At 62.0% G+C, this 15778-nt stretch carries 15 protein-coding genes and 1 pseudogene; 7 read left to right on the plus strand and 9 right to left on the minus strand.

The genetic code is table 11. The features are described from left to right. Nucleotides 1-127 precede the first annotated feature (127 nt). A pseudogene (locus F6X37_RS11915) lies at nt 128-586 on the minus strand (Na/Pi symporter); the annotation flags it as partial. Nucleotides 587-964: 378 nt separating this feature from the next. Here F6X37_RS11915 and F6X37_RS11920 point away from each other — a divergent pair. Beyond that, nucleotides 965-1705, plus strand: a complete 741-nt coding sequence (locus F6X37_RS11920; protein ID WP_090809155.1) for a 3-ketoacyl-ACP reductase — start codon at nt 965-967, stop codon at nt 1703-1705. 173 nt (nt 1706-1878) lie between these two features. Then, the gene (locus tag F6X37_RS11925) at nt 1879-2283 is read left to right on the plus strand and encodes a Fis family transcriptional regulator (protein ID WP_184067430.1); all 405 of its coding nucleotides are present in this window, start codon (nt 1879-1881) and stop codon (nt 2281-2283) included. A 16-nt stretch (nt 2284-2299) separates the two neighbouring features. Here F6X37_RS11925 and F6X37_RS11930 read toward each other — a convergent pair whose 3' ends face one another. Genes F6X37_RS11930 through coxB form a run of 5 tightly spaced genes read right to left on the minus strand, consistent with a single transcriptional unit; the run spans nt 2300 to nt 7771 of the window. After that, nucleotides 2300-3628 carry a c-type cytochrome gene (locus F6X37_RS11930; protein ID WP_187611437.1) on the minus strand — a complete coding sequence of 443 codons (1329 nt, stop codon included), beginning with the start codon at nt 3626-3628 and terminating at the stop codon, nt 2300-2302. Continuing rightward, complete coding sequence (locus F6X37_RS11935) at nt 3628-4044, minus strand: hypothetical protein (protein ID WP_184064815.1); 417 nt, start codon at nt 4042-4044, stop codon at nt 3628-3630. Before F6X37_RS11935 ends, F6X37_RS11930 begins: the two co-directional genes overlap by 1 nt. Then, complete coding sequence (locus F6X37_RS11940; RefSeq protein ID WP_090810416.1) at nt 4041-4682, minus strand: heme-copper oxidase subunit III; 642 nt, start codon at nt 4680-4682, stop codon at nt 4041-4043. The genes F6X37_RS11935 and F6X37_RS11940 overlap by 4 nt, the downstream gene beginning before the upstream one ends. Nucleotide 4683: 1 nt before the next feature. Then, nucleotides 4684-6681, minus strand: a complete 1998-nt coding sequence (gene ctaD / locus F6X37_RS11945) for a cytochrome c oxidase subunit I (protein ID WP_187611438.1) — start codon at nt 6679-6681, stop codon at nt 4684-4686. 28 nt (nt 6682-6709) lie between these two features. Next, the gene (gene coxB / locus F6X37_RS11950; RefSeq protein ID WP_410451246.1) at nt 6710-7771 is read right to left on the minus strand and encodes a cytochrome c oxidase subunit II; all 1062 of its coding nucleotides are present in this window, start codon (nt 7769-7771) and stop codon (nt 6710-6712) included. A 354-nt stretch (nt 7772-8125) separates the two neighbouring features. Between coxB and F6X37_RS11955 the strand changes: the two genes are divergently transcribed. The 3 genes from F6X37_RS11955 (at nt 8126) to F6X37_RS11965 (ending at nt 9450) form a co-directional block, all read left to right on the plus strand. After that, a complete protein-coding gene (locus F6X37_RS11955; protein WP_262419869.1) occupies nt 8126-8563 on the plus strand; it encodes a DUF2778 domain-containing protein in 438 nt (145 codons plus the stop codon). After that, nucleotides 8560-8835 carry a hypothetical protein gene (locus F6X37_RS11960; protein ID WP_090809143.1) on the plus strand — a complete coding sequence of 92 codons (276 nt, stop codon included), beginning with the start codon at nt 8560-8562 and terminating at the stop codon, nt 8833-8835. Before F6X37_RS11955 ends, F6X37_RS11960 begins: the two co-directional genes overlap by 4 nt. A gap of 141 nt (nt 8836-8976) precedes the next feature. Next, nucleotides 8977-9450 carry a DUF2778 domain-containing protein gene (locus tag F6X37_RS11965; RefSeq protein WP_187611440.1) on the plus strand — a complete coding sequence of 158 codons (474 nt, stop codon included), beginning with the start codon at nt 8977-8979 and terminating at the stop codon, nt 9448-9450. 461 nt (nt 9451-9911) lie between these two features. Here the strand turns inward: F6X37_RS11965 and F6X37_RS11970 are convergent, their stop codons facing one another. Next, complete coding sequence (locus F6X37_RS11970; RefSeq protein WP_187611441.1) at nt 9912-10181, minus strand: hypothetical protein; 270 nt, start codon at nt 10179-10181, stop codon at nt 9912-9914. Nucleotides 10182-10535: 354 nt separating this feature from the next. Here F6X37_RS11970 and F6X37_RS11975 point away from each other — a divergent pair, with 354 nt between their 5' ends. Next, a complete protein-coding gene (locus F6X37_RS11975; RefSeq protein ID WP_187611442.1) occupies nt 10536-12992 on the plus strand; it encodes a penicillin acylase family protein in 2457 nt (818 codons plus the stop codon). Nucleotides 12993-13035: 43 nt separating this feature from the next. Here F6X37_RS11975 and F6X37_RS11980 read toward each other — a convergent pair whose 3' ends face one another. Beyond that, complete coding sequence (locus F6X37_RS11980; RefSeq protein WP_187611443.1) at nt 13036-14001, minus strand: PDR/VanB family oxidoreductase; 966 nt, start codon at nt 13999-14001, stop codon at nt 13036-13038. After that, nucleotides 13998-15083 carry an aromatic ring-hydroxylating oxygenase subunit alpha gene (locus F6X37_RS11985; RefSeq protein WP_187611444.1) on the minus strand — a complete coding sequence of 362 codons (1086 nt, stop codon included), beginning with the start codon at nt 15081-15083 and terminating at the stop codon, nt 13998-14000. Before F6X37_RS11985 ends, F6X37_RS11980 begins: the two co-directional genes overlap by 4 nt. A gap of 185 nt (nt 15084-15268) precedes the next feature. Here F6X37_RS11985 and F6X37_RS11990 point away from each other — a divergent pair, with 185 nt between their 5' ends. After that, nucleotides 15269-15769 carry a MarR family winged helix-turn-helix transcriptional regulator gene (locus F6X37_RS11990; protein ID WP_090809135.1) on the plus strand — a complete coding sequence of 167 codons (501 nt, stop codon included), beginning with the start codon at nt 15269-15271 and terminating at the stop codon, nt 15767-15769. Nucleotides 15770-15778 lie beyond the last annotated feature (9 nt).

The raw sequence follows: 15778 nt of genomic DNA on the forward strand, positions 1-15778 counted from the left end.
GCATCGAACCACGAATGCGCAAACGAAGACCGAAGTCCTACCCATGGCTGAAAGAGCCTCGTCACATCGCACGTGAGCGCGTCCAAAAATATGGGCACGCTCCACGGGCTTAAGTAAGTGCCATTCGTCCTAGCCCCATTACGACGCGTCCGATCTGCCGCAGCAGCTCGCGCGGGGCAAACGCGTGCAGCACGAAGCCGATCGACAGCATGTACGGCGTCAGACGCGAAACGTCGAAGGCGATGATCTGCGCGGTGATGGTCGAGCCGATGTTCGCGCCCATGATCATCGGCACCGCCTGGGTCAACGTCATCAGGCCGGCGGACACGAAACCGACCATCAGCACCGTCGTGATGGTCGACGAATTCAGCAGCGCGGTCACGACGGCGCCCGCCACCACGCCGCGAAACCGGCTTGCGGTCAGCACGCCGATCAGCGACTGCAGTTTCGATCCCGCGATCGCCTTCAGGCCGCCGGTCAAGAACTCCAGACCGAGAAGAAACAGCGCGAGGCCGCCAATCAACAGCCCGAAGATCCCAAGGAAGTTCAACCTGTCGGGATCGATGTCAGCAAGATAATCAGCCATCCTGATGTGCCTCTGATGATCACACGAATAGAGCGGGAGCGAGGGACGGCTTCGCGCCTCGCATCGACGACCGTGCAGGCAGTGTGCCGCACGGTGTCCGGGGCAGGTACTTAAGGCTAACGCTAAGGGTAAGAGGAAGACGGCGCGCAGGCAAGGACGGGAGGGCGGCCGGCAGTCTCGAGCGACCCCGGAGTTCGCAAAGCATGCAACCCGCAATCGACGTAATTCATTGCCCCGTCAAGCAACGATTCCACCCCGTGATTTGGCAGTTAACCCGTAGGTGAAAATGCCCATCGTCCCAGCCATTGGCCGCTGCCAATAATAGGTCCATCCTCCAATCAAACTTGCTCAATTCACCCCAAACAAGAAGGAGGACTTATGGCAAACCGTGTTGCATACGTAACCGGCGGCATGGGCGGTATCGGAACCGCCATTTGCCAGCGCTTGCACAAAGAGAACTACACCGTCATCGCGGGCTGCGGCCCGAACTCGGCGCGCAAAGCCCGATGGCTGGAAGATCAGAAAGCGCTCGGCTATAACTTCGTCGCATCGGAAGGCAACGTCGCGGATTGGGAGTCCACCGCGAAAGCGTTCGAGAAGGTCAGGAAAGAAGTTGGTGAAGTCGACGTGCTCGTCAACAACGCGGGCATCACGCGCGACGGCATGTTCCGCAAGATGACGTTCGAAGACTGGGAAGCGGTGATCGACACCAATCTCACGAGCCTGTTCAACGTGACCAAACAGGTCATCGAGGGCATGGTCGGCCGAGGCTTTGGGCGCATCATCAACATCTCGTCGGTCAACGGCCAGAAAGGCCAGTTCGGGCAAACCAACTACTCCACGGCCAAGGCCGGCATTCATGGCTTTACGATGTCACTCGCGCAGGAAGTGGCGACCAAGGGCGTGACGGTCAACACCGTGTCGCCGGGCTACATCGGCACCGACATGGTCAAGGCCATCCGTCCGGAAGTACTGGAAAAAATCGTCGCGACAATTCCGGTACGGCGTCTCGGCACGCCGGAAGAGATTGCGTCGATCGTCGCGTGGATCGCGTCGGATCAAGCGGGCTTTGCGACCGGGGCGGATTTCTCGCTGAACGGCGGTCTGCATATGGGCTAACGGGAACGGCGCCGCGTCGCGCGCGGCGCAGCCGTTTTCCGTTATGGACGTTGTCAGGTTCCGTGATGGTGTAGCGGCCGGCGCGAGCCGGCCGCCTCAGTGAGCTTATGACCAGAAAAGCGAGCCCTACTCGCGCTGCACCCGCGAAGTCGCCGCGCACGCACCCGAAGGCTATGCTGCGCCCGATCGTACCTGCCAAAGCAGGCGAAATTTCGCTCGACTATCACATGACGCTCGAGGCATTACGCAGCGGCGTCGCCAATCAGTATCACGTCGGCAGCATGGCGCAGGCCATTTACATGGCGATGCTGCTGAATCAGCGCGGCTATGGTTCGGCCGTACCCGAGCTGTTTCGCGACGCGGAGGGCGCGATTCTGCGCTGCCGGCAGGCAGGACTCGAAACGGGCCTCTGCGTGGTCGATCACGACGCCTACGCGCTACTCGGTCAGGTTCTCACGCTCTTCGATCAGCAACTCGCGGCGGCGCCAGTACGGGAGTTGATCGCGGTCAATGCGAAGCTGAAGACGCTGTTCAGCGCCGCCAATGGCCACTGCGACGGCAACGAGAACACCGCATGACGAGGCGCGTTGGCATTTACTTGCGCAATGCGCCGCGCACGCTCGACACATCGTTTCGCGTGACCGGTCCGGCCGTATTTCCCCATGTGGTCCGAACAAACGTGAGCACGCGGGCCATTTCGGTGTCCGTCAGCTTGCCGGCGAAAGACGGCATCTTGCGCGGCTCCGGTCCCGACTCGGTATGCGGACTGCCCCCGCCTTCGACCAGCAAGCGCACCAATGACGCGCTCGACGCCGACAACACCGCGGGGTTGCCCGCGAGGCGCGGATACTTGTTCGGCACCCCCGCCCCGTCCATCTGATGACAGCGCGCGCAATACGATGCGTAAATGCCCGCGCCGGGTCTTTCCACATCCCCGGTTTTCAGCGCCCGTACGGTTTGCTGCGCGGCGGCGGAGCGGGCGTTGAAATAGCCGCTTGGCGCGCGCGGCGGCAGGCTCTTCAAATACGCGGCGATCGCCGCGAGATCGTCGTCGTTCAGGTACTGCGTGCTGTCTTCGACGACCTGCACCATGCTGCCGAACGGGATGAGTCCGCCGCCGTGGCCGTTTCGAAGGAACTCGACGATGTCGGTCGCGGAACTGCGGCCGAGCCCCGAGCCCGGGTCGGCGCTCAGGTTCGGCGCGAACCAGTGATCGTTGGTGCCTCCCGTCAGATAGGCCGATGCCGACTCGTCATAGCCGCGCTCTTCGTACGCCGGTCCGCGCGGCGTGTGGCAGGCGCCGCAATGGCCGAGCGATTGCACCAGGTACGCGCCGCGATTCCATTGCGCATCGCGTTTCGCATCGGCTTTGAACTGGCCTTTCGGCGCGAATGCCCAGTCCCAGAACATCAATACCCAGCGCTGATTGAATGGAAACGGCAAGCGCGTTTGCGGGGCAGGCGCCGCGACCGGTTGCACGCCGTGCATGAAGTATGCGTAGAGAGCATGCATGTCGTCATCGGTGATCTTCGCGAACGACGGGTACGGCATCGCCGGATAAAGCCGCTTGCCCCCGGGCGCGATGCCCTCGCGCAACGCGCGTGCGAAGTCGTCATAGCTATAGCGGCCGATGCCGTATTGCGGATCCGGCGTGATGTTCGACGTATAGATCGTGCCGAACGGCGAACCCATGCCGAGGCCGCCGGCAAACGGCGGTGTGGCCTCAGGCGCCGCGCCCGGATGCGGGACGCGCGGCGCGGCGGTGTGGCAACCGGCGCAATCGGCGGCTTTGGCGAGATATGCGCCGCGCGCGACCTGCGCGGCGTCGGTGGAGGCGCTGGCGGCGTTTGCGGTCGCTGCTATCGTCAGCGGGCATGCGGCCGCGATGGCGAACCTGAGCGCGTTGAGAACGTCGCGCTTCATCACCACCACCTGCACGGCGATACGATCGCGACCGCGGCATCCGTTGCGATCAATGCGAACAGAAACAGCGTGCTGCACATCACCGCGACGTGCGTCAGAAACCAGTCGAGTTCGGCACGCGTGCGGCGCTCGCCGTTCAGCGCACCGAACTTCAGTGGCGCGACGCGGCGCAAATTGCGCCACGCGACCCACGTGCCGAACGCGCCCGCGATCAGACACACGGTGCCGAGCGCGACGAGCGCCGGACGCATCCACGACACGAGCGGCGCGCCGAGCGGATGGTTGTACGGATAGCAGGCCTGCGCCGCGAGCGCTTCCGCGAGCATCATCTGCAACAGCCACGCGAACGGCGCCGCGAGCAGACCGATCAGCACGTAGGGCATCGAGATGTGCGAGTCTCTGGGCGCTGTCGTCATGACCACTCCCGGAACAGATACGGCGTCAGATACAGCGTGCTGAAAATGAACAGCCAGACGACATCGACGAAGTGCCAATACAGCCCACCGACCGACAGCGCCGCGCAGCGTTTGTCGTCGAAATAGCCGAGCGCGGTCCAGATCGCCAGCAGCGTCAGCACGACGATCCCGACCAGTACGTGCGCCATGTGAAAGCCGGTAATCGTGAAGTACAGCGAACCATAGAGATGCGAGGTCAGCCCATAGGGGTGGTTGTGCCATTCGCGCAACTGAATGCCCAGGAAGATGCAGCCCAGCACGATGCCCACCGCCATCGACGCGACACCGAGCCGCAATCGCCGCCGACGCACGCAGCGCTCGCAGAACCAGACGAACACGCTGCTCGATAGCAGAATGACCGTATTCGCGCTGCCGAGCCCGAGCTTCGGCAATCCTTCCGGCGGCCAATGCTGCTGGCTTTGCGAGGCCAGATACAGATACGAGAAGATCAGATAGCCGAACAGCGCGCCTTCGGTCGTGATCAGCGTGAAGCAGCCCCACCAGCCGCTCGATCGCTCGCCGGCGCTGCCAACCGGCAACGCACGCGCGGTCTCGTCCGGTTCGCTCGACGAGCGATTGAGATCCAGTGCATCGCTCATGTCAGCCTCCCGCATCCTCGACCGCGACCGGCTCGCGCTGGATCAGCGCGCGCTCGGGCCACAGCCACGTGATGATCGAGACCGCGCAGCCGGCCAGCATCGCCCCCACGAACACCCAGGCGGTCAACGCGAGCCCCGCGAACAATAGCGCGGCAAAGACCGCGAGCCAGAACGGCGCGTACGAATCTTCGGGCATCTTCAGGATCACGTCGGGACTCGCCTCGAGCGCGGTCGTGCCCAACGCTTCGCGACCTTGCGCGAGCAGATAGCCTTCGTCGAGTTGCGAGCGTGTTTGAACCGCGTCGCCCGGCTCTTCGATCCGGCCTTCCCACAACGGATGCCGGCTCGCGAGCGTCGGCACCACCGCGAAGTTGTACGGCGGCGGCGGCGAGCTGATCGACCATTCGAGCGTCGGCGCGTCCCACGGATTGTTGCCGGCGACCTTTCCGCGCCTCAGGCTCACCGCGATATCGATCAGAAACAGCAGCACGCCGGCCGCAAACAGGAACGAACCGAGCGACGTGACGAGATTCACCGTGTTCCAGCCCATGTCGGCGGGATACGTGTACATGCGGCGCGGCATGCCGAGCAGTCCCGCGATATGCATCGGAAAGAACGCAACGTTGAAGCCGATGAAGAGCACCCAGAACGCGAGCTTGCCGAGACACTCGTTCGTCATCCTGCCGGTGAATTTTGGAAACCAGAAGTAGATGCCGCCGATCACCGGAAATACGTTGATGCCAAGCAGCACGTAGTGCAGATGCGCGACGACGAAGTACGTGTCGGTGAGTTGCCAGTCGAAGGGCACCGCGGCCGTCATCACGCCGGAGACGCCGCCGATCACGAACAGCAGCACGAAGCCCGCGAAAAACAGGAACGGCACGCGATACACGGGGCGACCGGTCCAGATCGTCGCGACCCAGGCGAACGTCGCGACCGCGCTCGGCACCGCGATGACCATGCTGGCCGAGCCGAAGAACGACAGCGCGAGCGCGGGGATACCGGTCGCGAACATATGGTGAATCCACACGGCAAAGCCGACCACCATCGTCGCGACCGTCGCCAACGCGACCGGCCCGTAACCGACCAGCGGCCGGCGGCAAAAGACCGGCAACGCATCCGACACGATGCCCATGGCCGGCAACACGACCACGTAGACCCACGGGTGCGCGAAAATCCAGAACAGGTGCTGCCAGAGCAGCGGCCGCCCGCTATTGAGCACGTCGAAGAAATGCGTGCCGATGCGGCGGTCCATCCACAGCATCAGAAACGCGAGGCTCACCGACGGCACCGCCAACAGATTGCCGGCCGACGCGGTCAGCGTGCCCCACACGAGCACCGGCACGCGATCGAGCGACATGCCCGGCGCGCGCATCCTCAACAGCGTGACGACGAAGTTCATCGCGCCGACCGTCGTCGAAATGCCGAGCAGCACCATGCCGAGCGCGTACACGTCGATATTCGGGCCGTTGCTGTACTCCAGGCCGGACAGCGGCACGTAGTTGAACCAGCCGGCGTCGGGGGCCTGTCCCGTCGGAAAACTCGCGTACAGGAAGATGCCGGCGAACAGGAACACCCAATACGACAGCGCGTTCAGGCGCGGAAAGGCCATGTCGCGCGCGCCGAGCACGAGCGGCCATAGATAGTTCGAGAAGCCGGACAGAACGGGCAGCGCGTACAGAAAGATCATCGTCAGTCCGTGCATCGTGAACAGCTGGTTGTACTGTTCGGGCGTCAGCACCGTTGCGTTGGGGCGCGCCAGTTGAACGCGCATGATCAGCGCTTCGACGCCGCCCATCAGCAGAAAGATGAACGCGCTCACCAGGTAGCGCAAACCGATGGTCTTGTGATCGACCGTCGAGAACCAGCCGCGCCAGCCGGGCCGCGACTCCCAGATTTCGCGCAGCCGCTTTTCCTGCTCGCTGCCGGGCTCGACACGGCCGCGCCGCGGCGTGCGGGTCAGCGCGGGTAGCGAAGCGGAAGCGGGATGATCGGACATTGAACGGGCTCCTCGGGTGCGATGCGCTTCAATGCAGCGTCGCGAGATACGCCGACAACGCGGCGGCCTCGCTGGTGGTCAGCGCGATACTGGGCATCAATGCATCGGGTTTGATCCGCTGGGCGTGCTCGATCCAGTCGAGCAGATGGTCGGGCGTGTTGCTGAGCGCGCCTGCCGCGATCGTGCGACGCGAACCGAGATGGGTCAGATCGGGCGCCTGCACGCCAGTCGCCTTGGTGCCGCGAATCGTATGGCAACCCGCGCAGCGCTCCTCGAACAGATGCTGGCCGGCCGCGACGGCCGCGTCGCCCGTGGGCACGGTGGCCGCGCGTCCCTGCGCGTCGCGCCACGCGTTGAACGCCGCGGCGTCCTGCGCGATCACTTCGAACGCCATATGCGCGTGCTGCGCGCCGCAGAACTGCGAGCACTGCCCACGATAAATACCGGGACGGTCCGCCTGCAGCCACTGCTCGTTGGTTTGGCCTGGAATCGTCTCCGTCTTGCCCGCGAGTTGCGGTACCCAGAATGCGTGCACGACGTCCGCGCTTTTGAGCTCGATCTTCACCGGCTCACCGACCGGAATATGAATCTCGTTCGCCGTGCTGAAGTTGCGGGCGGGGTTCGGATCGTCGCGGTAATCGGCTTTCCACCACCAGTCGTAAGCGGTCACGGTGATCGTCAATTGCGGATCCGACGCGGGCGACGCCACAGATTCGAGCGTGATCAATGCATAGACCAGCATCGCCAACAGCACGACCGACGACACCGCGGTGCCGATGAACACCCAGCGGATGCCGCCGGGCTCGGCGCTCAGCGCATCCGGTTGCGCCGCGGGACGCTTGCGGACCATCGCGCCGATCAACAGGCCAGCGACGATCAGCGTGACCAGCGTCACGATCGCGGTGAAAACCCAGCCGAGGTACAGCGTCGGACGAGCCGCCGGGCCAGCCGCGTGCAGGAAATAGTTCAGCGGCGCCACCGTGTTCGCGTGTGCGGAGTTGGCGAAACCGATAGCCAGCGCCGGTAACAACGTGACGCTGCCGCGCGTGACGCGCCGGCCTGACGTTCCGGATGCTTCCGCTGCTGCCACTGAGAACCCCGCTGACAGTGATGACCTCTCGACACGCGCCGTCCCCTGCGAAGGCGACGTCCGAGCACATCAGCAAAAATCAGGCCGCGTCTGCCGAGAGTGCGGGCGTGAGGTTCGCGCTGACTTGAATAGGTCAGCAGAAGGTTGCATTCGCTCGGTTATGCGAACGCGTAGACGAGTTGCTGCGTAGGCAGGAATTGTTGCTGCGGAAATTTTTTCAATAATGGCCTTCTCAAAATAAATTGCCTTTAAAATGGCCGCGCGGCATAACTGAACTATTTTTCTTATATCACACTTGTCAGTCGATATGGAGGACTGATGCTTCAATGCTCACTCAAACTGAATAATAGGCCAATGAGCGAATTTCGCATTGGCGCTCTATCCTTTCCCGCATACTCGGGGCAGGAGAATTATATCAATAAGGCTGTTGGAATGTGCACGCCGAAGTATGGCGCTATTCCCGTCGGCAGATATTACATCTTCGACCGAAGATCCGGAGGCATTCTCGGACCATGGAAAGATCGGCTTAACCTGAATGGCAATAACAAGAGCGAATGGTTCGCGCTCCACGCTATCGACGGCAATATTGATGACGACAAACTCTTATGCGACGGAATCATTCGCGGCCGATTCCGATTGCATCCAAAGGGAAGATTGGGGAAAAGCGAGGGCTGCATAACTATCGATCAACTCGCGGACTGGCGTCATATCCGTTCAATACTAACCGATACGCCGAAAGTTTCAGTTCCCGGTTCGGAACTTAAAGCGTACGGTGAAGTGACGGTGAGATGAGAAAGCTCCTAATCTGCCTCGCGGTCGGTTTCGGCTTACTGCTCGCAATCTTTGCCAATGCGCTGTGGTGGATGATGAATCCCGAAGCGCCCTTGAACTTTTCGAACCCGATATGGAAATTGGCGGTTCGTCTGTATGGGGTCAAGACGGCATATCAAGAATCCGACCTCGCCTTCCTCATGTCGTCGGCCGCAATCGTGCTAGGGTTCGCCGCAGCTGTGCTGGTTTTCCGGCGGAGCAGGAAGCGTGGTCAGCGAAAGCTTGACGACTAACCATCTCACGGTGGAAATAGTCGCTGTTGGCGCGGAAATTTTTTAATAGTGGTTTTCTCAAAATAAATCGCCTTTAAAATGGCCGCACGGCATCACTGAACTATTTCTTATTTCACTCTTTCCAGTCGATATGGAGGACTGATGCTTCAATGTTCATTCAAACTGAATAATAAACCGATGAGCGAATTTCGGATTGGCGCACTATCGTTTTGTGCTTACTCTGGGCAGCAAGGTTATATCAATAAGGTGGCTCTAACGTGCACGCCTGTCTTCGGCGCCATACCGGTCGGCAGATACTATCTTTTTGATCGAAGATCGGGCGGCAAGCTCGGTCCGTGGAAAGATGCGCTCAACCTGAACGGCAATAACAAGAGCGAATGGTTTGCGCTCCATGCAATCGACGGGGATATCGACGATGACTCGGTCCTTTGCGATAACATCGTTCGCGGCCAGTTTCGTTTGCATCCAAAGGGGAGATTCGGTAGGAGCGAGGGGTGTATAACGATCGACCAGCAAAGTGATTGGCAGCGTATCCGCTCGATACTCATCGATACACCGAAAGTATCAGTACCCGGGTCTGAACTTAAAGCGTACGGCGTAGTGACGGTGGCATGAAAACAATCCTGCTCTGTCTAGCTGTCGGCATAGCTTTCGCGCTCGCAATCTCTGCTAATGCAGTCTGGTGGATTTGGCATCCGGATACGCCCTTGAACTTTTCGAACCCGATATGGAAATGGGCGGTTCGTATGTATGGGGTCAAGACGGCATATCAAGAATCCGACCTGGCCTTCCTCATGTCGTCGGCCGCAATCGTGCTAGGGTGCGCCGCAGCTGTGCTGGTTTTCCGGCGGAGCAGGAAGCGTGGTCAGCGAAAGCTTGACGACTAGCCATCTCCCGGTGGAAATAATCGCTGTCTCAGCACCAAAAGTTGCGCCTGAAGCCCACCGCCCAGCGGGTTTCGCGCGGCTAGCTCCGCTCGCACGTCCGGTCGCCCAGCCTTGAAAATCGTGTCATGCCATTGACGGCGCCCAGCGCTTTCGGCAAGGCTTCTTGCACTCGTGGACCGAGAACATTCTTCAAGGCAGTTTTGCCTTGGCACGGTCCCACCATGACGGCGGTAGCTCAATTTCTCCGTCGTCGCCTTCCGCCGATGTGTCGTATATCAGAGAGTCCTCTGTCCAGAACAGCCGGATTCGCTCCGGATATCGATAAACTCGCTCGGCGAGCAATTCCGCCGTAGTTGCTCGGTACAGCCTCAAGGCGATCCGGTCACGGGGCAGATATGCATACCGCGCGATGTATTTCCCGTCATCTGATTTCTGATCGTGAAATGTGGCTTCTGTCATTTGCCTGACCGCGGAACGATAGTGGACCGCTCCGAGCGCGATAATTACACTCGTCGTTACGATGAACACCCAGGCGGGAACCGATCGCAGGGCCTTGCTCCTGAAGACATTCATTGATCAAAAATGCACGACGTTCGACGACACGCGGTATAGCTTCTCGCTCCAGATTCAACGTTCGTAAACTACTGATGACCGGAATGCGGGAGCACTGCTTTCTAGCCACATGACATTAATAGCTAACTGACCGTTCGAAAGAAATCAGAGCACGCCCAAACGGGGCGTCCAGTCACAATCTTTCTTGACGCCGACCGACACGCCCGTCACCGCTCAACGTTCGCCCAACCACAAAAGGCCATGCGTTCGAACGTCTCTCTGCTCCGCCACCTCGCCGCCCTGCTGATCGCCCTGCCCGTCGCCGCCGCTCTGCCAAGCTGCGCGAGTCCCGATGCGGACAACGTCGCGCACACCGGCCCGTATCGCGCCGACATCCGCCGCACCGCGCTCGGCATTCCGCACATCAACGCCGACAACTGGGGCAGCCTTGGCTATGGATACGGCTACGCGCAGGCGCAAGACAATCTGTGCACGATGGCCGAAAGCTTCGTCACCTATCGCGGCGAACGCTCGCGCTTCTTCGGCGCCGACGCGCGGCCCACGCTCGGCGCGACGTTCGGCCAGCCCAACAATCTCAATTCGGATTTCTTCTTCCGTTTCATCGTCGACGATGCGACCGTCGCGCGTTACCGCAAAAGCCAGACCGACGACATGCGCGCGTTGATCGACGGCTTCGTCGCCGGCTATAACCGCTACCTCGCCGATCTCGCGCACGGGGATTTCCCGGGCGCGCATGCGGCCTGCCGCGCGGCGCCGTGGCTCGGCAAGATCAGCAACGCGGACTTGTACCGGCGTCAGATCGCGGCGAATCTGGCCGGTGGCGAGGCGCGCTTCATCAACGCGATCGCGACCGCGCAACCGCCCCAGCCGATGCCGGTGCCGCCGCAAAGCGCGTTGCACGACGAGGCCCCCGTCGACCCACCGCTCGCGGAATTCGGCGGCCATGCGGGCATCGGCAGCAACGCGCTCGCGTTCGGCGCGGACGCGACGCACACCGGCAACGCGCTGCTGCTCGGCAATCCGCACTGGTTCTGGACCGGCCCCGATCGCTTCTACCAGGCTCAACTCACTATTCCTGGCAAGCTGAACGTCAGCGGCGTGTCGTTTCTCGGCGTACCGCTGATCATGATCGGCTTCAACGACAACGTCGCCTGGACCCATACCGTCTCCACCGCGAAGCGCTTCGGCCTCTTCAAGCTGACGCTCGAACCTGGCGCGCCAACCCGGTATCAGGTCGACGGCAACAGCGAAGCGATGACGCCGACGCGCGTGAACGTCGAGGTACGCGCCGCCGACGGTTCGCTGCATACCGTGTCGCGCACGCTGTATCGTTCTCGCTTCGGACCGCTGGCCAATCTCGGCACGATGTCGCCCGCGCTCGCGTGGAATGCGCAGCAGGCGTTCGCGCTGCGCGATATCAATACCGACAACTTCCGCGTGTTCGAAAACTTCCGCGCATGGAATCAGGCGGCCTCGCTCGACGATTTCATCGCCATCCAGAAGAAGAACGCGGCGGTGCCATGGGTCAACACGCTTGCGATCGGCCGTGACGATCCGCGCGTCTGGTACGCGGATATCGGCGCGACCCCGGACGTGCCCGACGAACTCACGCAGCGTTGCACGCCGCCGGTCGGCCGGGCACTGGCGCGGATCATGCCCGGCGTGCCGGTCCTCGACGGTTCGCGCAGCGACTGCGACTGGCGCGACGAGCCCGGCGCGGTACAGCATCATGCGTTGCCGGTCGCGCAGATGCCGTCGCTGCTTCGGCGCGACTATGTCGGCAATTTCAACGACAGTTACTGGCTCAGCAACCCGGCCGAACCGATGACCGGCTATGCGAAGATCATCGGTGCGACCGCGACGCCGCAGACGCTGCGCACGCGACTGGGCCATACGATCGCGGCGCAATTGCAGAGCGATCCGCATGGCGTTTGCGCCGATACACTCGGCCACGCTGCGCTCGACAGCCGCTCGATGTCGGCGTTGCTGTTCAAGCAACCCGTGCTCGACCGTCTGTGCGGCAGCGACGCACTCGCGGCCCTGCCGGCCGGCCCGAACGCCGACCCGCAGCGCGCGGCGTGCAAGGTACTCGCCGCATGGGACGATACGGCCGCGGCCGACGCAGTGGGGGCAACCTTGTGGGACGAACTGTGGCGACGTCTGCTGACGATACCGCCCGCGCAGCTATACGCGGTACCGTTCGATCCCGCGAAGCCGTTGACCACACCCGCGGGCATCGCCGCCGATCCGGCGCAGCTCGCCGCCGCGCTGCATGACGCGCTCGCGGCACTGCAACGCGCCGGCATCGCGATCGATGCACCGCGCAGCGCGGCGCTCTACGTGCAACGCAACGACGAGCGCATTGCGCTATTCGGGGGTTGCGACGCGGGCGGCTATTTCACCTCGGCGTGTGCCGCGAATCCCTTCGATGCGAGCGGCTATTCGATGAACGTCAAGCCAATGGGCGACACCTATCTGCAGATAGTGTCGTTCGCCGGCGCTCAGGTGATCGCGCGCACGCTGCTCGCACCGTCAGAATCGGATGACCCGGCGTCGCCGCACTATGCCGACGGGACGCGCGATTACGCGGCCCAACGCTGGACGTTTATTCCGTTCTCCGAAGAAGCGATTGGGCACGATCCGGCGTTGAGTGTGCGCACGGTAAGTTCGTCGGATTCTGAGGGAAAAGCGCAATAAATAAGCGGTACGACGGGCAACAGGCCCGTCGTACCGCAGAAACTCACAGATCGAGCACCAGCAGCGGCGATTTCGCGCGCGAGCAGCACGGCAGGAACTGGTCGTTTGCCGCGCGTTCCTCATCGGTCAGATACGAATCCAGATGATCCGGCTCACCGGACAGCACCCGCGTCAAACAGGTACCGCACACGCCCTGCTCGCACGACGTGATCACTTCGACGCCATGCGCGGCCAGCGCCTGCACGACCGTGCATTCGGGCGGCACGTCGATCGTCGCGCCGCTGCTCGCGATGCGCACCTGGAAGCTGCGTCCCGTCGCCGCCTGATTCGCGGCCGCGCCGAAGAACTCGTAGTGCAGCCTGTTTTCCGGCCAGCCCTTCGCACGCGCGGTCTCGAGCACGAAGTCCATGAAGCCGCGCGGACCGCAGACATACAGGTGGGTGCCGGCCGGCGCATCGCTGAGCGTCTGCTCGATATCGAACGTCGAGCCGCCCGGATGGTCATCGTGATGAAGCTGGACCGACTTCGCGAAGCCAGCTTGTGCAAGATGCTCGACGAACGCCGTGCGTTCCTTCGAGCGCGTGCAGTAGTGCATGTCGAACGAAGCGCCCGTGGCGGCAAGCCGCTCGGCCATGCAAAGAATCGGCGTGACGCCGATCCCGCCCGCGAGCAGCAGATGATGAGCCGCATCGTCAGCGAGCGCGAAATGATTGCGCGGCGCGCTGATCTGCAGGCGATCGCCTTCGCGGACCAGATCGTGCACCGCTTTCGATCCGCCGCGTCCCCCTTCGTCGCGCAGCACCGCGATCAGATAGCGATGCGTTTCGCGCGGATCGTTGCACAACGAGTACTGACGCACGAGCCCGTTTGGCAAATGCACGTCGACGTGCGAGCCGGCGTCGAACGCCGGCAACGCTTGAGCGTTTTCGCTCGCGAGTTCGAAGCTCGCGATACCGAGCGCTTCGTCGCGCCGGCGCGCCACCACCACATTCAGCACGGGATGATTCATGTCGCCGTCCGCACGGGAATGACGCGCCTCACTTCAGCCTGCGGCGCGCCCGTCTCCGCGCGTTCCTGCGCGACGAGCCGATCGATCACGCGACGCGACATCACGCCGCCCGCATCGATATTGAGCTTCAGCAGATTGCGCTCGGGCCAGCGCAACAGGTTCTGCTGCTGACGTTCGAGCATCTCCAGATCTTCACTGAAGATCTTGCCCTGCCCTTCGCGGATGCTCGCGGTCAGCGCCGCATCGTCGGGACGGAAATTGCGCGCCATGCCCCAGAAATACCAGATCGACGTTTCCGTTTCCGGCGTGATGAAATCCACCACGATCGACGACGCTTTCTGGTCGGCCGGCGCGTGATAGCCGCCATGCCCGGCATGCGCGACGCCTACCTCGATCAGCACGTGACTCGGCGGCGTGAAGTGGCAGATCTGCCAACGGTCGACGGGCACGTCGTCGGCGAGACCATTGCCGCGCAACGCCATCTTCCAGAACGGCGGCGCCGCGACGTTTTCCATGAAACGGCTCGTGCGCACGGTATCGCCTTCGGCCACGGTTTTGGGCGCGGCTTCGTCGATTTCCTTTTGCCCGATGCTGTTCGCGTGCACATAGGTCTCGTGCGTCAGATCCATCAGGTTGTCGATCATTAGCCGGTAATCGCAGCGGATGTGATAAAGACCGCCGCCGTACGCCCATTGGGCACTCTCGGCCCACTCCAGATGATGCAGCTTGGCGGCATCGGCCTGCGCCGCATCGCCGGGCCACACCCAGACGAAGCCATAGCGCTCGATCGCTGGATAGCTGCGAATCGATGGAAAGCCGTTGACGCGTTGCCCCGGCATGCCGGTCGCCTTGCCCTGACAGCCCATTTCGAGGCCGTGATAGCCGCACACGAGTGTGCCATCGCGCACCAAACCGAGCGACAGCGGCGCGCCGCGATGCGGACAGAAGTCTTCGAGCGCCACCACGGCGCCTTCCGCGTTGCGATAGAAAACCATCGGCTCGCCGCAGATCTGCCGGCCGAGCGGCTTATCCGCGACTTCATCGGGCATACATGCGACGTACCACGCATTCTTGGGAAACATGTCAGTCTCACTTCCTGGATTATTCATGGATTGCATTCAGCCTACTCATTGAGATTCAGTGTACTCAATGCGTCTTTAATGATTAAATGAAGGTTTTCCCCTAGACGAACTTTCAATCAGGTAACACGAACGCCGGTTCGCCATTTCCATGCGCAACGAAAAGGCGCGAGGTCTTCAGAACTAATATGGTCACTTCAACCGATACCAGCACTTCCGCGATCAGCATCGATCTGTACGACCAGCCCGGTCATTTGATCCGACGCGCGCATCAGATTTCGGTGTCCATGTTTCATGATCTGATCGGACGCGAGGTGACGCCCGTTCAGTATGCGGTGCTCAGAATGCTGCAGGAATTGCCCGGACTCGATCAGGTCACGCTCGCGCAGCGAGTCGGCCTCGACACGTCGACCACCGCCGATATCGCGGTACGGCTCGAAGCGAAAGGCTGGATCGTGCGCGAAGTTCTGCCGCGCCGCCAGCGTCGTCTATTGCTGACGCCGGCTGGAGAGCAGTTGCTCGATGAATTGATCCCCGGCGTCAACGCGCTCAATCACGGCCTGCTCGACGGGATGGGAGACGAGGATGCGCGAGAGCTATTGAGACTGTTGAGAAAGTTCGTGCATCTGAATAACGATCAGAGCCGCGCGCCGCTGCGCAGCGCGAGCGACGACGCGAATCCGAACTAGCAGACAGTG

The sequence above is a fragment of the Paraburkholderia sp. 31.1 genome, assembly GCF_014397645.1.
In the GTDB taxonomy this organism is placed as follows: Bacteria; Pseudomonadota; Gammaproteobacteria; order Burkholderiales; family Burkholderiaceae; genus Paraburkholderia; species Paraburkholderia tuberum.